Here is a 24343-nt window from a genome sequence, read left to right as displayed (position 1 = left end):
GTTTTTCTGATTACATTATATTTTATTTCAATGCTTTACTTCCGATGTCTGTTCGATAAAAGAGCCCCTCAGTGTTTTGGTTTGCCAGCTCAGCATAGATTTTTTCCTGCGCTGCTGGGACGGTATCAGCTGTGCTGACTAGCATATAGACGCGTCCGCCGTTGGATAGTAGAGCCCTGCTATTGTCATCAAACTTAGCGCCTGCATAGTAGGTGATAATGTCGCCATTCGTCTTTTCTGGTAGTGGAACACCTTTTTCATAGTCAAGCGGGTAGCCATTAGAAGCGACGACAACGCCAAGGGTTACGCCACCCTCACGCCAAGTGATGGTTGGCTCTTTCTTGTCCAAGATGTCGCTGATGTTTTGGGCAAAATCCGAGGTCAGCCGGGGCAGGATAATCTGGGTCTCGGGATCCCCAAAGCGGGCGTTGAATTCGATGACCTTAGGTCCATCGGTAGTCAAAATCAGACCACAGTAAAGAACGCCAAGATAGGGACGTCCTTCTGCCATCATACCTGCTAGAAGGGGCTTGATGATGGTCTCCACCGACTGTTCAATGACGGACTGAGGCAGGTGGGTAACCGGTGCATAAGCCCCCATGCCACCTGTGTTGGGTCCTGTATCTCCATCGTGAGCCCGCTTATGATCTTGAGCAGTTGGCATGAGGGAGAACTCCTCGCCGTTGACAAAGGCAAAGAGGGAAAACTCCTCGCCATCTAGGAATTCTTCAATGACCACACGTGCACCGGAGTCACCAAATTTATTGTCCAAAAGCATCTCACGCGCCGCCTCGACCGCCTGCTCAATCGTCTCTGCCACGACCACTCCCTTGCCCAGTGCCAGTCCATCTGCCTTAACCACGATAGGGGCGCCCTGTTTTTCGATATAAGCCTTGGCCTCCTCAAAGTCGGCAAAGGTACTATAGGCGGCTGTTGGGATGCCGTACTTGGTCATGATAGACTTAGCAAAGTCCTTGGACCACTCCAGCTCTGCTGCTAGACGCGATGCCCCAAAAGCTTTGAGACCTGCTGATTCAAAATCATCCACAATACCCGCCGCCAGTGCATCATCAGGCCCGACAAAGGTCCAAGCGATGTTATTTTTCTTGGCAAAATCAATCAGGGCATAATGTTCGGAAATTCCGAGATTGATCAGTTGTAACCCATCTAGGGTCATGCCATCATTACCTGGCGCAACATAGACCATGTCCACCTGTGGCGATTCTAAAAGTTTCTTAGCAATCGCATGCTCACGTCCGCCAGAACCGATAACCAACAGCTTCATCATTTCTCCTCATTTTTTTAAAAATAGTCAAGTTGTTCGAAAACACACAAGCAAATGCTGTGTGCCTCTCTTAATGCCTAAAATGTCTAATACCCGTAAACACCATTGCGATGCCATGTTTATTGGCGGCGTCAATCGAGTCTTGGTCACGAACGGAGCCACCTGGTTGGATGATGGCCTTGATGCCTGCGGCGGCAATTTCTTCGATATTGTCCGCAAATGGGAAGAAGGCATCTGAAGCAAGGACTGCACTGTCAAGACGGTCTTTAGCCTGCTCAATGGCAATGCGAACTGACGCCACACGATTGGTCTGACCTGGGCCGACACCAAGGGTCATGTGGTCGTTGGTGATGATAATCCCGTTAGACTTGACATACTTGATGACCTTCCAAGCAAACTCAAGGGCTGTCGCTTCTTGCTCGCTCGGTTGACGCTCTGTCACCACCTGCCAGTCGGCTGGACTTTCCTTGACGACGTCCTGATTTTGCACCAGCATACCACCAACCACGCCTGTGTACTCAGGCTCGATTTCGCTAGCGTCTTGCTCGTCAAACGGCAACTCCAGCACGCGCAGGTTGGCTTTTTTCTGGAAAATGGCTAGCGCTTCTGCTGAATAGTTCGGTGCGATGATGATTTCAAGGAAAATCTTGCTCATCTTTTCTGCCGTCGCACCATCAACTTCTCTGTTCAGCACGACAATTCCACCGAAAATCGACACAGAGTCTGCCTCATAGCAATAATCCCAAGCTGTCTCGATGTCATCAGCCTGACCGATACCGCAAGGGTTCATGTGCTTGAGAGCAACCACAGTCGGCTGATCCTTGAAATCACGGATAATGCGGATAGCCGCATCGGCATCGCGGATATTATTGAAGGAAAGCTCCTTACCGTTGAGTTGCTTGGCTGACGCGATAGAATACTCTGTCGGAATCGCTGACTGGTAAAAATCTGCAGCCTGTTGAGGATTTTCCCCGTAGCGCATTGGCTGTTTGAGGTCATAAGTGATGGTTAGCTTTTCAGGTTTGGTTTCGCCAACTTGTGCTGTGAAATAGTCCGCAATCAAGGCATCGTAGGCTGCTGTGTGACGGTAAACCTTGGCTGCCAAACGTTGACGGGTCGCATAGGTTGTCTTGCCATCAGCCTTGAGCTCATCCAACACTACCGTATAGTCTGCTGGATCCACAACAACCGTCACGCTGGCGTGATTTTTGGCTGCAGAGCGAAGCATGGATGGGCCACCGATATCAATATTTTCCACCGCCAAATCATAGGTCACGTCTGGGCGCAGAATGGTCCCCTTGAAGGGATAGAGGTTAACTACAACAAGGTCAATCAGACCAATCTCATGCTGGTTGGCTGCCTCCAAATGGCTGTCCAAATCACGACGAGCGAGGAGCCCACCGTGGATTTTTGGATGGAGAGTTTTGACACGACCGTCCATCATTTCAGGGAAGCCTGTCACATCGTCGATGGCAATAGTTGCTACCCCTGCATTATCAAGGGCTGTTTTCGTCCCGCCAGTTGAGATAATCTCCCAACCTTGGGCTGTCAATGCTTGGGCAAACTCGATAATGCCTGCTTTGTCTGATACGCTAATTAAAGCACGTTTAGTCATGGGGTCTCCTTATTTTCTGTTGTATATTCTCTAATGTCAGGCGCCTTATAAGTAGTGATAAAAGCCTCAATCTCTTCTAGATTATCCGAAAAAAGGATTTTGTCTCGATCTGTCTGACTGAGGAAACCTTCCGCTACCATGTGGTCGTACATGGCCTTTAAAGGGTTAAAATAGCCTGTGACATTGTACAAAATACAAGGCCCATCATTTTGGCCAATCCGTGACCATGAGATAACTTCTGTAATTTCTTCTAACGTCCCTGGCCCACCAGGCAGGGCTATAAAAGCATCACCTAAAGCAATCATCTTAGCCTTGCGACTAGGCATATCAGGAACCACAATGAGCTCTGTAAGGTTTGGATGGGCAATTTCACGTTTTTGGAGAAAGGATGGCATGACACCAATCACCTGTCCGCCATTTGTCAAAATCCTGTCGGCCAAAAAGCCCATCAAGCCAACATTACCACCACCATAAACCAGTCGGTGACCTTTGTCAGTCAACCAGTCAGCCAAGGCAACGGTCTTCTTCTGGTAGATGGGACTATCACCACTACTGGCTCCGCAATAAACTGTGATATTCATTCTTTAAATCTCTCTTCTAGTTTTTCTTTATGGGATTGCATGATATCTTCCAAAGACATCTGGTACTTATCCGCTAGAATGAAAATATTATCCAATACATCACCCAATTCTTCCTTGATGTCTGCAAGGTTCTCCTGGTCGCTTTGAATACTTTCATCTGGTCTATCTCGTCCAATTTCACGTTTGCGAATAGCCTGAGCCAACTCACCGACTTCCTCCGTCAAAAAATTGCAGCGAACAAAAGAGTCATATTCGTACCAGCCTCGTTTTTTATAAAAAGCACTAACCCATTCTTGATAAATTTTTAAATCCATACAATTTTCCCATTCTATCTCATAAGCTCTATATTCATGTGAAAATTCATACCCTAATTTCTCTGCTAACTCCAAGGAAACCTTGGTATGGGCGTCCCAACTAGGATAAAGCCCTCTGTCTAAACAGATTAATATTAGTTTAGCCGCGACAGCTTTTGCCAGACCCTTTCGCCTAAAACCAGGGTGAGTGTCTATCTCGATTTCAATCCCATTTTTATAAGTTGAGTAAGACGAAGCACCAGCTACCACCTTTCCTTGATAAAGGGCAACAACACCTAGTCCAAGTTGAGCGTAGTGTTGGTCATCATCATAGTTAGCAACCAAATCTTGCGACCATTCTTCAGCCAAACAAGTTTTATATAACTGTTCATCAATCAACTGCAAGTCAAACTCCACTGGCAAACCAGCCACAATTTTTTCTAACTTGTTACGGTCAAATCTGCTATCTTTCTTAGTCGCATAGCGAGTGAAAGCATGCGCTTTTGATCCATACGTTGCTTCTATCAGATCCGACCAACCTTGATGTTGTGGTACAAGAATAATGTCCTTCCCAGAACAAGATTCAATCAGTCCAAGACAAGGTTTACCCGCTAAAAAACCAAAAGAAGTTTGTCTTCCTAGTTTCGCCAAGGCCGATTGGGGATTGTCAGAGTTATCAACCCAGATCTCTCCCATCACTCCCTGCAAACAAGACCAGATGATAGTTTCTTGCCAATCTTGAAATAGAGGAGTGGCTACTGATAAATCTTTTAATCTTTTCATAAGGTGATTGTAACAGATTATCTTATTTCTTTACAACTCCCAACTCTCTCAACACCTCCGGATACAAAGCATACTCCGCCTCGTGTATCCGTGCTTCAAATGTTTCTAAAGTGTCTTCTGGCAAGCGTGGGACGCGGACTTGCTTGATGATTTGACCAGTATCCACACCAGCGTCCACCCAGTGAACCGTCACGCCACTCTCAGCCACGCTAGCCTCCCAAGCGTCCCTAATCCCGTGCGCTCCTGGAAATTCAGGCAGGTAAGCAGGGTGGATATTGATGATGCGACCTTCATAGGTAGAAAGCAAGGTCTCGCCAACAATTTTCATATAGCCAGCCAGAACAACCAAGTCAATCTGGTGCTGGTCCAACAGATCCACAATAGCTTCTTCGTAAGCAACCTTGTTTTCAAATTCTGTGAGTTCAAAGGTATAGCTGGTCACACCCAAATTTTGAGCACGTTCCAACACATAGGCTCCCCGTTTATCTGAGAATAGGAACGCAACTGGAAACTCCTCAGCAATGACCTGAAAGTTGGAGCCGTTGCCAGAGGCAAACACGGCAATCTTCTTGGTCATGAGGCAATCACCACGCTCTTATCCGTTTTTTCGATAATCCTGCCGATGTCATAGACCTCTTCGTCAACCAGTTCTCTGACTGTCGCAACCTTTTCTGGGGAAACTGCCAAAACCAGGCCAATCCCCATATTAAAGATTTCAAACATTTCCTCGTGTTTGATGTCCCCATATTTTTCAAGCGCCTTGAAAATCGGTAGAACTGGGATAGCAACCTCATCAATCTCTGCTGCCAAGTTGTCAGCAAACATGCGAGGCACATTTTCGATAAAGCCGCCTCCTGTGATGTGGGCAATGCCGTTGACTAGTCCTGCTTTGATAAGAGGAAACACCTCCTTGACATAGATACGAGTTGGCTCAAGGAGAACATCCTTGAGTGTTTTGCCTTCCAATTCTGGCAGGACTTCTTCACCTGTATAGTCCGCAAAGACCTTGCGCACTAGTGAATAGCCATTGGAATGGACACCGCTTGAAGCCAGTCCCAAGAGGACATCACCTGCCTGAACTTTTGAACCGTCAAGGATTTGTGACTTCTCAGCAATCCCCACAGCAAAGCCAGCCAAGTCGTAATCGTCCTCACCATACATGCCAGGCATTTCAGCGGTCTCGCCACCAATGAGGGCACAACCTGCCTGCACACAGCCCTCAGCAACGCCAGCCACAACTTGCTCTAGCTTTTCAGGCACATTCTTTCCAGTCGCGATGTAATCAAGAAAGTAAAGCGGCTCAGCACCTGCTGCGATGATGTCGTTAACACACATGGCGACACAGTCCTGACCGATAGTATCGTGCTTGTCGTACTGGATGGCGAGCATAAGTTTGGTGCCAACCCCATCCGTACCAGACACAAGCACCGGTTCTTTGACGTCCAGCTGGCTTAGATCAAACATACCACCAAAGCCACCGAGGGCTCCCATGACACCCGCTCGTTCCGTACGCGCCACATGCTTCTTAATCCGCTCAACGACCTCGTAGCCAGCTTCTACATCCACACCTGACTGGGCGTAGGCATTTTTGTTAGACATAGGATTTCCTTTCTTTTGGGAAAATAGCACAATTATCAACTTGTTTTTAATATGCCGTAATGGTTAATAAAATCAACCATCATTAAATCAATGGTTTTTAACAACTCTTTAACTTTGGGTCTATCATCAGATGCCAATTCTATTTTCATCTTATTCGCAACTCTTGACAATTGAATTAACTCTTTCTTCAATTTTCGTTGATTTGCGACAGTATAAAATCCACCTGAAACTAATACAACTGGTGTTGCTACAGCAGCAACTAAACTCACTATACCGCCGACAGCACCTCCAAAACCAAAACTTGCTAATGCGGACATCATCTGAGCTCCTGACATACCTGAAAGCCAAGAAAAGATAGATGCAACTCCTAGTGCACCTGTACCAACTCCGCCAAGAATGCCAGCAAGTTCAGGAGATATTGCAGATGAATAGTCCATTTTAAAGCGATTTTCATGAAATGTATTTAATTCTAAGATAAAAATTCTAAACTGCTCAACTTCTTTTTTCTTAATCAATTTCATAAACTCATGTCACATTCTCAATATAAAAACTAGTCTTCTCACTCAAGCTACGCTGATATTCTTCTTCATAGTCATAGAGCGGGGTTGGAAATTCCCCATCAAAGTAAGCCACACATAGCCCACCATTGGGAGCTTGGGTGTCAATTCCGATAGAGGCTATCAGCCCATCCAGAGACAGATAAGTCAGGCTGTCTGCCCCGATAATCTCGCAGACCTCATCCACCGTGTGATTGGCCGAAATCAGCTCCCGACGGTTTTGAATATCAATGCCGTAAAAACAAGGATACTTGAGCTCTGGACTGGCAATCGCCACGTGAACTTCAGCCGCCCCAGCTTCCTTGAGCAAGCTCACAATCCGCCGACTGGTCGTCCCTCGCACAATAGAGTCGTCCACCATGACCACTCTCTTGCCCTTGACCACGCTAGACACAGCAGACAACTTCATCCGCACACCCTGCTCTCGTAGCTCCTGAGTTGGCTGGATAAAGGTTCGCTGGACGTACTGGTTCTTGATGAGCCCCATTTCATTTGGCAGACCTGATTCTTCGGCAAAGCCCATGGCTGCGCTGAGAGACGAGTTGGGGACGCCGACCACGATATCCGCCTCTTGCTTGAATTCCCTCGCCAGCTGACGCCCCATATTCTTTCTGGCTGTATGTACATTGACCCCGTGAATCACACTATCAGGGCGAGCAAAGTAGACATACTCCATAGAGCAAATCGCCAGCTGACGCTCTGTCGTGTAGGTATCAATGTGCATCCCCTCATCATCAAACACCACGATTTCCCCAGGCTGCATGTCTCGTACCCACTTGGCACCGACGACCTCAAAAGCACAGGTTTCCGAAGACACCACCCAAGCCCCGTTCGTCATCTGACCGACAGACAGGGGGCGAAAACCATTGGGATCAAGAGCAGCCAGCAGTTTGTCTTCTAAGAGGAGCAAGTAAGCAAAGCCACCCTTGACTGTATTAAGGGCTTCCTTGATTTTGTCCATCAGGTTTTGTTGCTGGCTACGGCGAATCAGGTGCATGAGAATCTCCGTATCTGATGTACTGGCAAAAATCGCACCATAATGTTCCAACTCTTTTCTCAGAGAAACAGCATTGGTCAGATTGCCATTGTGAGCCAGACCGGCTTTCATATCTGAAAATCGGAAATGAAAGGGTTGGATATTATTGATAGAGCTAGCACCAGACGTCGCATAGCGCAAGTGACCAATCGCGGCTTGACCGATCAGTTTGTCCAGATTCTCCTGCTGCTTAAAGACCTCTGCCAAGAGCCCTAGACCGTGATGGCGTTTGAATTTTCCCCTGTCATTAGCCAGAATACCTGCCCCTTCTTGACCACGGTGTTGGAGGCTATGGAGGCCGTAATAAGTCACTTGAGCCGCTTGAGGATGTCCCCAAATGCCAAAGACACCACATTCTTCATTGAGAGATTTGACTTCGTAAACCATGATTTTTCCTTTTTATTTCATGCAAGCTCACTGTTGTTTGCTACTTTCCTGTAAAATACTTCACAGCACTCTCAAACAGTTTCTGGTCCTTTTTGCCTGGCACGTTCTGGAAAAGACCATCTTCTGTCCTCTCAGAATGCGCCATCTTACCGATAATCTGCCCGTTTTCGCTGGTAATACCCTCGATAGCATAATAAGATCCGTTGGGATTATAGCGACTATCCATGCTAGAATTGTCCTTATCATCAACATACTGACTAAAAATCTGTCCCTTATCTCTCAATCGTTCAAATTCTTCAGCGGTGACGACAAATTTGCCCTCCCCATGAGAAACAGGTATCGTATGAACATCTCCAACAGATACACCTGCCAACCACGGCGAATTGGTATTGGCAATGCGTGTCCGCACCATCTTGGCCACATGCTGGTTAGCATCATTGTAGAACAACGTTGGACTGGTCTCGCTCAAGTCCTCAAAATTGCCGTAAGGCAAGAGACCTGATTTGACAAGGGCTTGGAAACCGTTGCAGATACCGATGATGATCCCTCCTCGCTCAATAAAGCGGTCAATGGCAGCTCGTACACGTTCTTGTCGCAATATAGCCACAATAAACTTGGCAGAACCGTCTGGCTCATCCGCTGCCGAGAACCCCCCTGCGAAAAATAGGATATGGGCCTTGTCAAGATTACTCACCATGGTGTCAACCGACTGGGCAACTGCCTGATCATCCAAGGTCACAAAAGGCACTAGCCGTACCTCAGCTCCTGCCTGCTCAAAGGCCTTAGCCGAGTCGTATTCCGAGTTGGTTCCTGGGAAAACTGGGATGTAAACCAGTGGTTTCTCCACTTGTTTTTCCGCTCTTTTGACAAATGGCAGAGCAACTGTTGGGACATCTTCCAGCACATCGGACTGGGTAAATCTTGTTGGATAGACATCTTCTAAAGTCCCTTCATAGGCTGCCAAGAGCTTGTCACCAGATACTGCTCTGCCATTGACCATGAGGGTAAAATCAGCAAGCGTCTGACCGATTGGCTCCAAACCAGCAATTTCTGTCGCAGAAGTGAAGACGAAGCCACCCAGTTGACCTGTCAAGCTGGTTGACAAATCTGTCAAGTCGACCTGTGCACCGATGCCATTACCAAACATCATGAGGGCTAAGCTCTCCAGCAAACCACCATACTTAACCGCGGAAATCGCAGTGAGTTGATATTGCTCTTGCAAAGCAGACAAGGTTGTCAGATGACGCCGAACCTGCTCAAAGTCGACCTCGGCAGACAAGCTCACTCCTAGCAGATAGTAAATGTACTGACCTGCCTCCTTAAACTCTGGCGAATAGACACGGCGACTATCCGCTGTTGTCACCCCAAAAGCTACCAAAGTTGGCGGTACTGTCAGGTCTTCAAAGGTGCCAGACATAGAATCTTTGCCTCCAATAGCTGGCAAACCTAGCTGGCTCTGAGCCTCAATCGCCCCCAGCAGAGCTGCTACAGGGTGCCCAAATCGTTCAGGGATCCGATCCATCCGCTCAAAATATTCCTGATAAGAGAAGCGAGCTTTACTCCAATTAGCACCAGTCGCTGCCAAACGAGCAGTCGCTTCGATAATCGCGTAAACCGCACCATGATAAGGAGACCATGACGCCAAATAAGGATTGTAACCAGCAGCCATGACAGATGCTGTCGTCGTCACTCCCTTTTGAACAGGGAGTTTTTGCACTGAGCTTTCAGCTGGAGTCAGCTGGTGATGTCCACCAAGTGGATGCAAGACCGTTGACCGTCCGACCGAACTGTCAAACAAGGTCTGCAAACCTTTTTGACTAGCATGGTTGAGGTCAGACAAGACTGCCTGCAAATCCTGCTCAAGACTAGCTAAATCTGTCGTTCTCTGGTAAGGTTGCTCGACCTGACAATCAACAACTTTGGTGCTGACCTGAGCACGCACCCCGTTAGTATCCAAAAAACGTCGCTCAATATCCACAATGGTTTGACCATTCCAAGTCATGACTAGATGTGGTTTTTCTGTCACGGTCGCAACAGCAACCGCATGGATATTCTCCATCGCACAGGCTGAAATAAAGGTATCCGCATCAGTCGGACGAACCACTACTGCCATCCGCTCCTGACTTTCTGAGATGGCAATTTCAGTGCCATTTAGGCCCGCATACTTGAGCGGCACCTTATCGAGGTCAATGCTCACCCCATCTGCCAACTCACCGATAGCGACACAGACCCCACCAGCACCAAAATCATTGGACTTCTTAATCAGACGGGTAACATTCTCATTGCGGAAAAGGCGCTGGATTTTGCGTTCTTCGATGGCATTCCCTTTTTGGACTTCCGCACCAGCCGCCTCAATAGATGCCACGGTCTGTACCTTAGACGACCCTGTTGCTCCGCCGATGCCATCACGACCAGTCTTGCCACCAAGAAGAATCACGACATCACCTGCTTCTGGTTTCTCACGCACCACATTTTCCTTAGGAGCAGCACCGACGACCGCACCCAGCTCCATCCGTTTGGCAACAAAGCCTGGGTGGAAATATTCCTTGACATAAGTTGTTGCAAGACCAATTTGGTTACCATAAGAGGAATAGCCTTGTGCAGCGGTTTTTGAGATGACCTGCTGGGGCAACTTGCCTGCTCGAGTGGCTGAAAGAGGTGCTGTAATGTCTCCAGCGCCCGAAAGCCGCATCGCTTGATAGACATAGGAACGACCTGATAAGGGGTCTCGAATCGCACCACCGATACAGGTCGCAGCTCCACCAAAAGGCTCGATTTCTGTTGGGTGGTTATGGGTCTCATTCTTAAACATGAGAAGCCACGGTTCTTTGATACCGTTAATCTCAACGTCAATTTCTACCGAGCAAGCATTGATTTCGTCCGAAACCTCAAGGTCATCCAAGCGCCCATTGGCTCTTTCATAGCGCCCAAAAATCGTCGCCATGTCCATCAGGGTGATAGGCTTATCCTCACGCCCTAGTTCCGCCCTCATCGCCAGATACTTGTCATAGGTCTCTTGGAGATTTTTAGAAAAAGCTGACGCGGAAAAATCAATACCCACTAACTCCGTTTCAAAGGTGGTATGACGACAGTGATCAGACCAGTAGGTATCCAGCACCTTGAGCTCTGTCTCTGTCGGTACCCGACCGATGGACTTGAAATAGTCTTGAATAAAGAGCAAATCCGCCACTTCCATGGCAAGCCCAGCCTCTGCCTTATAATTTGCAAAATCTGCCTCGCTCGCTGTCTCAAAAAAAGTCAGATAGGGAATCCGATCCTGAACAACAGCCTCCTCTTCGGTTATCAAACCTACCGTCAAATTCTTGATTCGTGAGTCAATCGGATTGAGCAGATAGCTGGTCACCGATGCCAAATCAGCATCTGATAGATCCGGGTTAAAGAGGTAGAGTTGAGCAGATTTGACCCTCACCTGTTGATCCGCTCCCAGAAGCTGCAAGGCTTCCTGAGCAGACGCCGCCCGTTGGTCAAATTGCCCTGGTAAAGCTTCGATTGCCACACTGCGATAAGCTGATAAATGGAGGTCATCACTAGTTAAGAGCTTATCTGTCACAGGTTCTGAAAAAATCTGTTGCTCTGCTAATGTCATCAGTTCATCAGCCAAACCAAAGACATCATAAACCTGTAACAATCTCAAGCTCGTTAGAGTCTCAAGCCCCAATTGCCGTTGCAAGGTCCCTAGTAAGCTGGTCGCCTTAACTCCGAAAGCACTCTTTTTCTCCACAAAAATCCGCTTGTCCATCTATCCCTCCTTTTCAGCTACTGCCTGCAATCTTTCCAATACCCTGGCATACACTTCCGTCAAAGACCCCAAATTTCTCCGGAAGACATCCTTGTCCAGATGATTCCCTTTCGCATCCCAGAGCCTGCAGTTATCTGGCGAAAACTCATCTGCCAAGAGGATCTTGCCATCCTTATCCTTGCCAAATTCCAGCTTAAAATCCACCAAGGTCAGCCCAATCTCAGCAAACCAGTCCTTCAACAATTCATTGATGCGACGGGTCTCCGACTTGAGATAAGCCACCTCATCACTGGTCGCTAAGCCCAAAAAGGTCACATGCTCATCATTGATAAAGGGATCATCCAAATCATCGTTTTTGTAGTAAAACTCGATAATCGGTGTCTCTAAAACCAGCCCTTCTTTCAATCCAAATCGTTTGGAAAGCGACCCTGCGGTACGATTTCGTAACACAACTTCCAAAGGAATAATTGACACTTTCTTGTTTAATTGTTCGGTTTCTGATAAGCGTTTAATAAAATGAGTCGCTACACCTGCTCGATTTAAACGTTCAAAAATCAGACTAGAAATAAGATTATTAAGCCGTCCTTTACCTGTTATCTCTTCTTTTCTCGCCCCATTAAGCATGGTGGCTTGATCCTTGTAGACAGAGATAATTTGGTCAGGATCATCTGTACCATAAATATCTTTGGCTTTCCCTTGGTATAAAAGTTGAGTCGGCATCTCCAAACCTCGCTAACATTTTTATTCATGTTAACAAAAAATATTTGTTTTTTCAAGGAATTTTATAATTTTTTTATGAGAATAATTTTTTTAAATCCAAAAACCGAACTTTTATCAAAAAAACATCCCCACGGCTACTACCGTGAGGATCTGAGAATACCATCAGAACTTTCAATTAGTCTCCTCTGAAAACATTTGAACAGAGGCTTCAACAACTCCACTCTCCAGCATGTCTCTGGTCTGTTTGATTGTGTAGTAGATCGCGGTGGCATCAGATGAGCCGTGAGCCTTGACAACTGGGGCTTTCAGACCCAAGAGGACGGCGCCGCCAGCTTTTTTATAGTCCATGGCACCTAAAGCCTGTGTCAGGCTTGATTTGAGGAGAAGACCGCCGATTTTAGCCAGCAAGCCACCTGTTTTTACCGCCGATTTGACCTGACTAACAACGGCTTTGCCTGTTCCTTCGATGGCTTTCAGCACTGCATTGCCCGTAAAGCCGTCAGAAATGACCACATCACAGACACCCTCGAGCAGGTCTCTAGCTTCAATATTTCCGATAAAATGAATGGCAGGATCCTTGCTCAACAGGTCATAGGCCGCTAAGCGCAAGGGGTCTCCCTTGGTCGATTCCGTTCCGTTATTGAGCAGACCGACACGAGGTCGTGCGATGCCACGCACCTTTTGGGCGTAGAACGTTCCTAGAACCGCATACTGGTGCAGGTGCTCAGGTTTACTTTCTGCGTTTGCTCCCAAGTCCATCATGTCAAAGCCTTTGCCATCCATGGTTGGCAGGGTGGACATGAGACCTGGACGGTCAATGCCCTTGATGCGCTTGACAATCAGCTGTCCAGTAGCAAGCAAGGCGCCTGTATTCCCTGCTGAGATGACAGCATGAGCTTCCCCAGCCTTGACACTCTTAGCCGCTAAAACCACAGAAGCCTGCTTTTTCTGACGAAGAGCTATCGTCGGCTCATCGCTTGAGTCGATTTTTTCATCCGTGTGGACAATGCTCACGCGCTCTGTCGCTGTAAGGTACTGCTTGATGGCATCCTCCTTACCATATAGCACGACAGATAGGTCGGAGAACTCTGCCAGAGCACGATTAACTCCCTCTACCACAGCTTGAGGAGCATGGTCCCCTCCCATGGCATCAATTGCAATGATGTGTTTTGTCATCAGTCATTTCCTTTCACGTTTTTCTCAATTATAGCAAAAAACAGCTGAAAAATCAGCCGTTTCGGTTTTTCATCACATCTCCCCACTTCTGAAGATCATCGATAAATGTTTTACTCTTGAGCTTGATGCCGACATAATCCTCATAGAGTTGATCGATAAACAGCCGCAGTTTAGCTTTCATCTCAGGACTTAGGGAGATTTTTTGTAAGTCGTCAAAGGAAATGGCCTGAAACCGATTGAGCAGATAAGGCACATTGGGATCGAGATGGCTACGCCGGTCATCCTCATGGTAATGAGCAGGGCAAACAAGACCTGAATACTTGAAGGAAAAATCAAAGGCCTGACCCACTCGGTGACAGAAGATACACTCGTTGAAGTTGAGCTGAACACCCAGTCGATCTAAAAGCTGGATTTCAAAGATATTGGTCAGCACCTCATGATCCATCCCCTCTTCCATCAGCTCTAAGGTCTTGCAAGTAAAGGCAAAAAGCTGACTATCATAGACATTGTCCACAATTGCCGCATCTGCCAGCGCCACGATATAAGTCGCGTGAGCCAGTAGAAAAATATCATCGTTAATCCGCTTAAAGGTCTGAACCGAACGATAGTCCTCGATATAGGAGAGCCCTGTTTCATTGATTTTTAGGATAAAATCTGCCACAGTCAACGGCTGAATAACCGAGGCAAGTTTCGACTGGCTCGCATGACGGACGAAGAACATCCGTTTGCCCAGCTGCTCGGTAAATATCTTGACCAATTTGTCATCTTCACGATAGTTACGATTGTAGAGGATTAGCCCCCTGCTCTCCCTAAGCTCCATACTGGACCATAAATTCTTTGAGCCGCTCCATAGCTACCTGAATAGTCTCCATAGAAGCCGCATAGGAAATCCGCAGGTAGCCTTCACCGTACTGACCAAAAGCCACACCCGGAATCAAGGCAACAGCCTTTTGCTGGGCAAACTCTTGCAAAAACGTGAAAGAATCTTGTCCTTCTTTGACGGGAATTTTAGCGAAGATATAAAAGGCGCCATTTGGACGGATAATCTCAAAATTCATAGCGGTCATCTGCTCGATAATGTAATCACGACGCTTGATGTACTCCGCCTTCATCGGCAGAGCATCGTCTTTGCCTACCGTCAGAGCCGCAATAGCTGCGTACTGGGTTGCCGTGTTGGCAGCTGTCACCAAGTACTGGTGGCTCTTAATCAGCTGCTTGGCAATCGCTTCAGGCGCAAAAATCAAGCCCAGTCGCCAGCCAGTCATGGCATGGGATTTAGACAAGCCATTTATGACCACAGTTTGGTCGCGGAGGTATTCTCCGATAGATACATGGGGCTCATCAGTATAGGTCAGCTCTGAATAGACCTCGTCACTGATGACAAAAATCTCGTACTTGCGCAACACATCCGCCAGAGCCTTAATCTCTTCTCGCGAATACGTTACCCCTGTCGGATTCGTTGGGTAATTAAGGATAACCGCCTTGAGCTTATCCCCCTGCTCAAGGATAGCCGCCTCCAGCATGTCAGGCGTCAGGACAAAGCCGTTGGCCCTGGTATCAATCTCAACAACATCCGCGCCCATGAGGTTGACAATTGGTTCATAGCCAGGGTAAGCAGGTGCTGGCAAAAGCACGGTATCTCCCGCCTCTAAGATGGCTGTCAAGGTCGCTGACAAAGCCTCTGTTGCCCCGATGGTCACGAGAACTTCCTTGTCAGGGTCATAGCTGAGCTGGTACTTGTCACGCACAAAGTCAGCCGCTGCCTGACGTAGCTCTAACAAGCCTGCCATACCTGTGTAATGGCTCTTATTAGCATCGATGGCAGCCTTGGCTGCTTCCTTGATATGGTCGGGCGTGGTAAAGTCCGGTTCCCCCAAGGTTAGACGAACAATCCCAGGAATGCTCGAAATCGATTGGTCAAATTGCCGAATGAGAGAAACCTCAATCCGGTCTAAATTTTTATTAAAACGATTGGACAGTGACATAAAACCTCCTTGTTAGCCGAAGAACAGATCAACTATTCTCCGATTGATAACAACAGAACATCTCCTATCAGTCACAGGAGGGGAACAGCTACAAAGCTGTTAGAACTCCCTTGCAAGGTTTCAGTGATGTGTTGTTCCATTATACCAAAAGAGCTGGGAAGCCCAACTCTTGTTACCTTATTCAGTGATAAACTGTCTCAACAGCCCATTGACAAATTTGCTTGAAGTCGTATCAGAATAGGTCTTGGCAATCTCGATAATCTCGTTAAGAGCGACGCGATCGGGGGTTTCATCAAAATAAATCATCTCGTATAACCCCAAGCGAAGAAGCGTTTTATCAACTAAAGTTAAACGCTCCAAGCTCCACTTTGTCTTAAGCTTGGTTTCAATTTGTGCATCTAGTTCGATCCTATGGGTAGTCACACCTTGAACCAAACTGAGCAAAAAGACTGGCACGTTCACCACATCATCTTCTGCAAAATCCTTATCATGCGTATAGGCGAACTGGCTAGCCGTCACCACATCTCCACCAAATTCTAAACTGAGAAGCGCCTGAAAGGCGCGCGCCCGTAAGTCACGTCTGCTGTCTGTTATTGCCTTAGTCATCCAGAAAATCCTCGTCAAAGAGGGATTTGAGATCTGGTTTAGGTGTCTTATCCGCCACAATCCCCACGACATGTACGTTAACGGCAGAAACATCCAACTCTGCCATGTCATGAATCGTAGCCTTTACAGCTTTTTGGATAGCAATCGAAACGGCTGGAACATTGACCCCATACTCGAGATAAACATAAAGATCAACTGCCAAGCTACCATCTTCTAAACCATCGATATAGACACCGCGACCAAGGCTAGTTTTACTAAAGGTATCCGCCACTTTTTTGTTGTGGAGTGAGTGAACCCCCTCAACTTTGGTTGTTGCAATACCTGTAATGACCTCCAATACACGAGGAGCGATAACAATATCACCAACTGCTACTTGTGTCATCTTTTCGTCCTTTCTGTCTTGGCAATACTGCCAAGCTATGCTCTACTCATTGCCCTAGGCACGAGAAATATAAGTACCCTCAGCTGTGTTAATGATCAATTTCTGACCGATTTCGATAAAGTCTGGGACGTTAACCACCAGACCTGTCTCAAGAGTCGCTGGTTTACCTGAACCTGTCACGGTTGCGCCTTTGATAGATGGCTGTGTGTCAACAACCGTCAATTCAACCGTTGTTGGAACAGTAACACCAATCACTTCTGTTCCAAAGAATTGGATTTTCACTTCAGCATTTTCAAGGATGTATTTAAGCTCTTCTTCGACATTGGCCACTGGGATTTCGTACTGGTCATAAGTCTCTAGGTTCATGAAGAAAGCTGTTCCATCCATCTGGTAGAGGTACTGGGCTGGCACAGACTCGATGATGGCTTGCTCAAACTTTTCATCTGGACGGTAAGTCGTATCAAACGTTGACCCTGAACGCACATCGCGCAATTTCATCCGCATAATGGTGTTGCCTTTACCTGGCTTATGGTGGCTAGCTTCTAACACTCTAATCAACTTGCCATCAGCGGCAACAAAGGTCATGCCCGCACGTAATTTACTTGCTTCAATCATGTGTATTCACCTCTAAAATTCATATTATCAATTCATTTTACCACAAATGGGCTATTTACTCAAATCTTTTCTTTTGGGAAATGGCAGAGCAAGGAAGCAGGCAGAGGGATGACCCTCGGATGCTGATTGAGTATCTCCTGACTGAACCAGCCTAAGCCATCCAATGCTTGGTTTGGGTTGATAGGATAGACACTGGCTGATTGTCCACATAATGCCTCTGTCAGCAAGGGATAGGTCTGAGCATAAACAAAACTCTGGGGTGGTTGCCCACCCAGTTCCCGAATGGTCTCCAAGGGTACAGGTTCATCAAATAATCCCAAACTCTTAATGGGAAAAGCATAGGTCTCTGTAAACCGAAACAACCGAGCTTTAATAGGCTCAGCAAGATCACTAGCCAGCAAGTCAGAAATTTCCAACCGTTCCTCCAAATCTAAGTAGCCAACAATGGCTTTTACTGGGCTAGATAGATAAAGATAGGCACGCAAGTCCCCTTTTGGCAGGCGTTTCCGATACTCAAACTGTTTTTGACCCGTTAAAAGGCTAGGAAAAACAGCTGGACTAAAACTCAAAATCAATGCTTTCACTTAGCTCTCCTCCCCCAAGGTCAAAGTCGGTACATCGTGTTGGACACAGGTAACGCCTTTCTTGTCCATGAGGGCAATGGCAAAGGGATGAGGCCGATAAGCTGTTTTGTAGATAATTTTACTGATGCCTGCTTGCAAGAGAGCCTTGGTGCAGTTGATACAAGGGAAATGGGTCACGTAAAGCTCCGTCCCATTGGTCGAAATCCCCTCCTTGGCGCACTGAATGAGCGCATTCATCTCCGCATGGACAGTGCGAATACAGTGCCCATCTTCCATATAATGCCCTGCATCATCGCAGTTGTCAGTTGCTGATACCCCGCCGTTGTAGCCCGTGGCAATGATGCGGTTATCCTTGACCAGAACTGCACCAACAAAGGCACGGTCACAGGTTGACCGCTTGGAAATCAGTTCGGCATTTGCCATGAAATAATCTTCCCAGGATAGGCGATTGCTCATCTCTTTTCTCCTATGCTTACAGCACAATCAATTCCTTAGGCGCCTTGGTTAGGACTTCGCAGCCTGTTTCGGTGATATAGAGGTCATCTTCGATACGGACACCGTAGCGCCCATCGAGGTAAATCCCAGGTTCGTCAGTTACCACCATACCAGCCTGCAAGTGACCAGCACCACGTCCAAAAAACGGCTCCTCGTGCACATCCAGTCCCATGCCATGACCGATACCGTGGGTAAAACGCTCCCCATAGCCAGCGTCAGCAATGATGCCTCTCGGCACCCCGTCATAGTCTGCGAAACTGAGCCCAGCCTGTGCTCGCTCAATCAGCGCAGCATTAGCCTGCAGGGCAACCTCATAAATGGCACGCTCCTCGTCAGTCGTCTGCCCGATGTGAATGGTCCGCGTCATGTCACTCACATAATGTTCAAAAACACAACCAAAATCCAGCGTCAGGCTCTCATGCTGAGCGATAACCTTGTCGCTAGCTACCCCATGAGGCATGGCAGAGCGGTATCCTGAAGCAACGATGGTCTCAAAGGACACGCCAGTTGCCCCTAGCTCACGCATGCGAAAGTCGAGGAAGTTAGCTACCTCACGCTCGGTCTTGCCAGGTTTGATAAAGTCCAGCGCATCCAAGAAAGCTTGGTCAGAAATCTGGCAGGCCTGACGAATGATGGCAAGCTCAGAAGCGTCTTTAATCTGGCGCAGCTCTTCCACAAACCCATAAACAGGCTTGAGCTCGTAACCCTCAAAGCGGTTAGCCAGTGCCTGATAATAAGCATAAGATACCTGATTGTCAAAACCGATAGTATCCAGTTGCTCATCGGCAATGAGCCGAGCAATCTCACCCAGCGCATCGCGGCTATCCACCACTTCAAAGTCAGTAATCACCTGCTTAGCGATGAGAATATAGCGGCTATCAGTGACAAAAATACGGCGTTGCTGGCTGATAAAAACCGTTCCAGCAGAGCCCCAAAATCCTGTCAGGTAATAAATATTTTTCTCACCCGTCACCAAAAAGCCATCAAGCTCTTCAGCCCTCAATTTCTCTAAAAACCGTTCTAAACGTGTCATGTTCGTCATGTCCTTTCATTGTTAAATGCTCCTGCGATCCGCGCAGCAGCTTCCATAATAAGGGCTTTAGGCGCAGCGGCATTGAGACGGAAACAGCACTTGCCCTCACGACCAAAGGTCAGCCCGTCATTGAGCTGCACCTTGGCCTCTTCCTCCAAACGTCTCGCAACCTCACTGTGCTTGAGCCCATAAGCAGAAAAATCCAGCCAAAGCAGATAAGTCGCCTCTGGTCTCATGACCCTAAGGTCTGGGAGTTCTTTGGCAAAATAGCCGAGCAGGTCGCTGATATTATCTTCCAACACCACTTTTAGCTCTGTCAACCACGGTAGCCCTTCCCTCAAGGCCACCTCCGTAGCCACAAAACCGAGGTTTGAAATCTCATGTTGGTTGTTGGCCAGCTGACGGTCAGTAAATGCTTTCCTCAAGTCAGGATTCTTAATCAGGACAAAACTGTTCTTTGTTCCTGCGATATTAAAGGTCTTAGTTGCTGAAGCCAAAATAATAGCAAACTCAGCAAAACTGCGGTCCACTGTATAAAAAGACTGATGTCTCTTGCCCCAAAGGGTCAGGTCCTGATGAATTTCATCAGACACCATGATGACCCCATGCTGACGGCAAATCTCCCCCAAACGTTTCAGCTCTGCCATGTCCCAAACTCGCCCACCAGGGTTATGAGGGTTACAGAAAATATAGAGCTTCACGCTATTGTCGACAATGTCACGCTCCAGCTGATCGAAATCAATGGCAAAACGACCGTCCTTGACGACCAGCGAGTTAGTCACAAGTTTGCGTTTATTGAGCTTGACCGAGCGGGCAAAAGGGGGGTAAACAGGGGTGTTGATCAGGACAGCGTCTCCTTCCTCCGTAAAAGCTTGAACCACCGTTGAAATAGCTGGCACAGCCCCCTCAATGAGAACGATGTCCTCGCGTGCCACCTCAACCCCATGCTGGTTTTGCTCCCAGTCTATAATCGCTTCAAAGAGGCTATCAGCTGGCGCATCGTAACCAAAGACCGAGCGCTTGGCAAACTGGGTCAGGGCTGCAGTCATCTCAGGAAAAACCTGAAAGTCCATGTCAGCAATCCACAACGGCAATAAGTCCTTGTCCTCACGCGTCTTTTGCCACTTAATCGCATTGGTGGCGAGACGGTCTGGTAAGCTGGTGAAATTATATCGTGTCATCGCATCTTCCTCCTTTAAAGGTGGCGGTAGTGCCAATCATCCTGATCGTGGTAAAAGTAAAGTTCAGACAGCTTCTCGTCTTCAAAAATCGGCAGCATCTCTGCAAAACCAGCCGCTAAATCAGCCGCCACAAGCTTTGATCGTTCCATCCAGAAAACCTCCCCCTCATCAGACGAGCACAAGTCGCCTGAAAAGGTACTGGTCCTGTAAAGAAAGACAATATAGCGATACAACTCCTCGCTATGGGTAAACTGCTTGATCCCACAAAGTTGCAAATCCGAAACCGTCAATCCCGTTTCTTCAAAGACTTCACGGATAGCGGACGAAACAAAAGGCTCATTAGGCTCGATTTCCCCCCCCCCACCTGGATAAACTAACCCAGGCCAATCAGGGTCTTTACGGTTTTGCACCAAGACCTTGGTGCCATCTGTCACCATACACATATTGGTTAAGATAACTGCTTCTGTTTTTGGCATCTTATCATCCCTAGTCAGCTAGCGCCTGTTCTAAATCCCAAATCAAATCAGTCACATCCTCAATACCGATGGACAGACGGAGCAAGTCGTCAGTCAAACCGTAGGCATGACGGGTCTCAGCAGGAATATCCGCATGCGTTTGGGTCGTCGGATAAGTGATTAAACTCTCAACCCCACCCAAACTTTCCGCAAAGGTGAAAATCTGTAACTTATTGAGCAAACTTGGAATCTTGCGCTCATCTTGCAGCTTGATGGACAGCATGCCACCCTTCCCTGGATAAAGGACTTCCTTGATGTGAGGAGAGCTCTTCAGATGGCTCACCAGATCACGGGCATTAGCGGTAGCTTTTTCCATACGGAGTTTGAGGGTCTTGAGCCCTCGCATGAGCATGTAACTGTCAAAAGGCGACAAGACAATCCCTGTCGTGTTGAGATTGAAAAAGAGCTGATCGTAAATGGCTTGATCATTAGTGATCACAGCTCCAGCCAGCACATCGTTGTGCCCCCCCAAATACTTGGTCGCCGAGTGAATGACTAAATCTGCCCCCAATTCAATTGGTCGCTGGTAAATCGGTGTATAGAAGGTATTATCAACGACGGTTTTAGCTCCAACAGTCTTAGCCTTGGCAGCAATTGTCGCAATATCAAACTCGTTCATCAGAGGATTGGTCGGTGTTTCGATGAAAACCACATCCACCGTCTCATCCAGTAACGTCAGCATATCATCTTCTGTATTGGCATAGACAAAACGAAACCGCCCTTGCTGCTCTACCTTATCAAACCAGCGGAAGGACCCACCATAAAGGTCACGGCAGGCTAGCACTTTTGCCCCCACAGGGAAAATCTCCATGGCCAGCATAAGCGCACTCATGCCTGAGCTAGTCGCCACCGCATAATCTGCTCCCTCAATCGCCGCCAGGGTTCGCTCCAAGTTAGTGCGGGTAGGATTTTTAGTGCGGGTGTAGTCAAAACCTGTCGACTGACCAAACTCTGGGTGCTGGTAGGTCGTTGAGAAGTGGATAGGCGACACCAAAGCCCCAGTCTGCTTGTCCACCCGAATACCTGCCTGCGCCAGCTGCGTCTCTAATTTCAATTCCTTATAATCCATAACCATCTCCATTTGTTCTTTTTCTTTCTATTTTACCATGATTTCGGAACAATAGCAGAGCAAAAACAAAGTTTTTTCACGCCACTCCTATCAGGACAGACATCACCGTTAGCCGTTCTTTAGAAGTAGTTTTTGAAACAGCAACAAAGACAACAACACTAGACGATCGTCTAAAAAACCAAGTTAGCTACCCATAAGGATTAAATAGCACTGATAACGATACAAGAGAATTTCAATCATAACAAAAAGCGCATAAGATCAAGTCCTCACCCTTGACCTTATGCCTTTTTCTCACAGTCTTATTATTTATTCGATTTTTATGCCGCGCGATTACTTCATTGTTTAACACAGCTGTCTAAACCGCTTTAAGCGTTAACGAATCCGGCAAATGTCCCTTAAACGTTGGGCGCGTTGACCTAGCAACTTATCGAGGCTGCGTGTTTTGAGAGATAGATACCCATAGACCATCATTCCTACACTTGCACCAACAACAAGGTGAACAGTCGCCAGTAAACGGCTAGACGGTTGGATAACCAAACTCAAGCCCCAATAAATGACAAAAACAGGCACACACATGAGCAGGGTATTGCGAGCGATGAGGGCAGTATCTCTAACTAAAATGTTGGGATTAAACTGAGTAACCGCACGCAAGTGACGATAGAAGAGGATTGATGGGACTAACAGGGCTAAAGCTGTTGATAACACTGGCCCATAAGCCTGAAACAGGAATAATAAGGGCAGTTGAGTGAGCAACTTCACCACCACACCATAGTAGAAATAGCGGACTGCCGCCCGGCTTTCATTGACCGCATGTAGGACCGGTGATAGGGCAAAATAGGCACACTGCAAGAAGGTCTGGGCAAGTGTCGCGATAAACAAGCCTATGGCGAGATTTTCTGACGGGTTATAGAAGACAACGTAAAGTGGTTCTGCCAGTAGAATAGCCCCCATCAATGCAGGCAGAGCAAAGACTGTCAGCATTTGAAAACCATTGAGCATCAGACGAGCAACCCCGCGCTTATCTCCCTTGATGTGGCTCTCCGTCAATAATGGGATGCCGACATCACCAATCGTAATCGCTACCGCCACAATCAGCATAACTATCTTATTGGGATTGGCAGATAGGTAGGCATAAATGACGGTCAGGCGCTCCTTACTATCTTCCGTGAGGAATGACAAAACGTTAACAAAGGTTGCTTGATCGATTAACTGGTACAGCTGAATGGCAACTCCTGTCAAAATCATCGGAATCGCTGTCCGAAACGTTTCTTTGATGAGTTGCAAACTTTCCTGATACTGCACCTTAATTGGCGATGCTTTCAGGAATTTACTCAAGAGCCCAGACTGCCAAAAGTAATACCCCAACACAGCAAAGCTAGCTAACATGCCAACAAAGGCAGCAAATGTCGATTGGGTGACAGCTGACACGTAGTCTTTTGACCCCATTTTCATGATGTAAAAGGTGGTCAACAGCATCCAAATGACACGGATAAGCTGTTCTGCTAACTGACTCAGAGCATTTGGTTTAACATGGTGATAACCCTGAAAAATACCTCGACACACACTCATCATCGGAAAGACCAGAACAGCCAAAGTCAAGCTTCTAAGCACAGGAACTAAAGTCTGTTCTGCGCCTGACAACCGTGATAAGACCGGTGCCCCAAGGTACAAAATAGAGGCGAAAATAAGCCCCGACAAGAGCATGATGCCGATAAATTGTTTCGCTAGTCCAATGCCCTTATCTTCTTGATTAACCGCATTGTACTTGGCAATCTGTTTTGAAATCGCCGTGTTAATGCCCGTCGTCGATAAGACCAGAAACGTCGCGTACAGGGTGTAGCCCATGCCGTAGAGAGCATTGGCTTGAGGTGCGACTTTGCCCATCCACACATACCAAGGAATGATATAAACCGCGCCTAGCAAACGCCCTGCAATGTTAGCAAAGGTCAACCAGGCTGTCCCTCGCAACATCTTCTCTTCTCGGCTGAGCTGGTTTGTTTGACTGTTTTCTTCTACCACGTGTTATCCCAATCTTTCTATAGTCTATCTTTTCATTATAAACTTTTACCTGTCACTTGTAAAATGC

General features: G+C 47.3%; 23 protein-coding genes and 1 pseudogene. All 24 read right to left on the bottom strand.

Annotated features, from left to right (window positions below):
- Positions 1-22: 22 nt before the first annotated feature.
- Positions 23-1285 carry a phosphoribosylamine--glycine ligase gene (gene purD / locus ACERC7_RS04965; RefSeq protein ID WP_373666303.1) on the bottom strand — a complete coding sequence of 421 codons (1263 nt, stop codon included), beginning with the start codon at positions 1283-1285 and terminating at the stop codon, positions 23-25.
- Positions 1286-1355: 70 nt separating this feature from the next.
- Entirely contained in the window at positions 1356-2900 is a 1545-nt protein-coding gene (gene purH, locus ACERC7_RS04960; RefSeq protein WP_373666302.1) for a bifunctional phosphoribosylaminoimidazolecarboxamide formyltransferase/IMP cyclohydrolase, read from the bottom strand.
- A complete protein-coding gene (locus tag ACERC7_RS04955; protein WP_373658352.1) occupies positions 2897-3481 on the bottom strand; it encodes a TIGR00730 family Rossman fold protein in 585 nt (194 codons plus the stop codon). The genes purH and ACERC7_RS04955 overlap by 4 nt, the downstream gene beginning before the upstream one ends.
- Positions 3478-3795: a MazG nucleotide pyrophosphohydrolase domain-containing protein gene (locus ACERC7_RS04950; protein ID WP_373658371.1), complete on the bottom strand. Its 318-nt coding sequence runs from the start codon at positions 3793-3795 to the stop codon at positions 3478-3480. The genes ACERC7_RS04955 and ACERC7_RS04950 overlap by 4 nt, the downstream gene beginning before the upstream one ends.
- Positions 3796-3807: 12 nt before the next feature.
- Positions 3808-4557 (bottom strand): annotated as a pseudogene (locus ACERC7_RS04945) (GNAT family N-acetyltransferase); the annotation flags it as partial.
- Positions 4558-4579: 22 nt separating this feature from the next.
- Entirely contained in the window at positions 4580-5134 is a 555-nt protein-coding gene (gene purN, locus ACERC7_RS04940) for a phosphoribosylglycinamide formyltransferase (protein ID WP_373658351.1), read from the bottom strand.
- Positions 5131-6156, bottom strand: a complete 1026-nt coding sequence (purM, locus tag ACERC7_RS04935) for a phosphoribosylformylglycinamidine cyclo-ligase (protein ID WP_373660239.1) — start codon at positions 6154-6156, stop codon at positions 5131-5133. The genes purN and purM overlap by 4 nt, the downstream gene beginning before the upstream one ends.
- 35 nt (positions 6157-6191) lie before the next feature.
- Positions 6192-6677, bottom strand: coding sequence for a hypothetical protein (locus tag ACERC7_RS04930; RefSeq protein ID WP_373666301.1), 486 nt, complete (start codon positions 6675-6677; stop codon positions 6192-6194).
- A 4-nt stretch (positions 6678-6681) separates the two neighbouring features.
- A complete protein-coding gene (gene purF, locus ACERC7_RS04925; RefSeq protein WP_373666300.1) occupies positions 6682-8136 on the bottom strand; it encodes an amidophosphoribosyltransferase in 1455 nt (484 codons plus the stop codon).
- A gap of 40 nt (positions 8137-8176) precedes the next feature.
- Positions 8177-11896, bottom strand: a complete 3720-nt coding sequence (locus ACERC7_RS04920) for a phosphoribosylformylglycinamidine synthase (RefSeq protein WP_373666299.1) — start codon at positions 11894-11896, stop codon at positions 8177-8179.
- The gene (purC, locus tag ACERC7_RS04915; protein ID WP_373658346.1) at positions 11897-12616 is read right to left on the bottom strand and encodes a phosphoribosylaminoimidazolesuccinocarboxamide synthase; all 720 of its coding nucleotides are present in this window, start codon (positions 12614-12616) and stop codon (positions 11897-11899) included.
- Positions 12617-12787: 171 nt separating this feature from the next.
- On the bottom strand, positions 12788-13792 hold the full coding sequence (gene plsX / locus ACERC7_RS04910; protein ID WP_373658345.1) for a phosphate acyltransferase PlsX: 1005 nt from the start codon (positions 13790-13792) through the stop codon (positions 12788-12790).
- 52 nt (positions 13793-13844) lie between these two features.
- Positions 13845-14612 (bottom strand): DNA repair protein RecO, encoded by a 768-nt coding sequence (gene recO / locus ACERC7_RS04905; protein WP_373658344.1) that lies wholly within the window; start codon positions 14610-14612, stop codon positions 13845-13847.
- Complete coding sequence (locus ACERC7_RS04900; protein WP_373666298.1) at positions 14602-15777, bottom strand: pyridoxal phosphate-dependent aminotransferase; 1176 nt, start codon at positions 15775-15777, stop codon at positions 14602-14604. The genes recO and ACERC7_RS04900 overlap by 11 nt, the downstream gene beginning before the upstream one ends.
- 177 nt (positions 15778-15954) lie before the next feature.
- Positions 15955-16383 (bottom strand): transcription antitermination factor NusB, encoded by a 429-nt coding sequence (gene nusB, locus ACERC7_RS04895; protein WP_373666297.1) that lies wholly within the window; start codon positions 16381-16383, stop codon positions 15955-15957.
- Entirely contained in the window at positions 16376-16765 is a 390-nt protein-coding gene (locus ACERC7_RS04890; protein WP_373658341.1) for an Asp23/Gls24 family envelope stress response protein, read from the bottom strand. Before ACERC7_RS04890 ends, nusB begins: the two co-directional genes overlap by 8 nt.
- Before the next feature lie 54 nt (positions 16766-16819).
- Positions 16820-17380 carry an elongation factor P gene (gene efp / locus ACERC7_RS04885; RefSeq protein ID WP_018368912.1) on the bottom strand — a complete coding sequence of 187 codons (561 nt, stop codon included), beginning with the start codon at positions 17378-17380 and terminating at the stop codon, positions 16820-16822.
- Between the two features lie 59 nt (positions 17381-17439).
- Positions 17440-17964 carry a hypothetical protein gene (locus ACERC7_RS04880; protein ID WP_373666296.1) on the bottom strand — a complete coding sequence of 175 codons (525 nt, stop codon included), beginning with the start codon at positions 17962-17964 and terminating at the stop codon, positions 17440-17442.
- A complete protein-coding gene (locus ACERC7_RS04875) occupies positions 17965-18420 on the bottom strand; it encodes a cytidine/deoxycytidylate deaminase family protein (RefSeq protein ID WP_373666295.1) in 456 nt (151 codons plus the stop codon). It lies immediately after the preceding gene.
- A 16-nt stretch (positions 18421-18436) separates the two neighbouring features.
- Positions 18437-19501, bottom strand: a complete 1065-nt coding sequence (locus ACERC7_RS04870; RefSeq protein ID WP_373666294.1) for a M24 family metallopeptidase — start codon at positions 19499-19501, stop codon at positions 18437-18439.
- Complete coding sequence (locus ACERC7_RS04865) at positions 19498-20673, bottom strand: MalY/PatB family protein (protein WP_373666292.1); 1176 nt, start codon at positions 20671-20673, stop codon at positions 19498-19500. The genes ACERC7_RS04870 and ACERC7_RS04865 overlap by 4 nt, the downstream gene beginning before the upstream one ends.
- 14 nt (positions 20674-20687) lie before the next feature.
- On the bottom strand, positions 20688-21149 hold the full coding sequence (locus tag ACERC7_RS04860; protein WP_373666291.1) for an 8-oxo-dGTP diphosphatase: 462 nt from the start codon (positions 21147-21149) through the stop codon (positions 20688-20690).
- Positions 21150-21159: 10 nt separating this feature from the next.
- The gene (locus tag ACERC7_RS04855; protein ID WP_373658336.1) at positions 21160-22257 is read right to left on the bottom strand and encodes a cystathionine gamma-synthase; all 1098 of its coding nucleotides are present in this window, start codon (positions 22255-22257) and stop codon (positions 21160-21162) included.
- Between the two features lie 372 nt (positions 22258-22629).
- Positions 22630-24228: an oligosaccharide flippase family protein gene (locus ACERC7_RS04850; protein ID WP_373666310.1), complete on the bottom strand. Its 1599-nt coding sequence runs from the start codon at positions 24226-24228 to the stop codon at positions 22630-22632.
- Positions 24229-24343: the final 115 nt, after the last annotated feature.

Origin of the sequence: Streptococcus sp. E17BB (genome assembly GCF_041807725.1) — a bacterium.
GTDB classification, from domain to species: domain Bacteria; phylum Bacillota; class Bacilli; order Lactobacillales; family Streptococcaceae; genus Streptococcus; species Streptococcus entericus.
The sequence above is the reverse complement of the archived record's forward strand: the minus strand, read 5'-3'. Positions and strand labels throughout refer to the sequence as shown.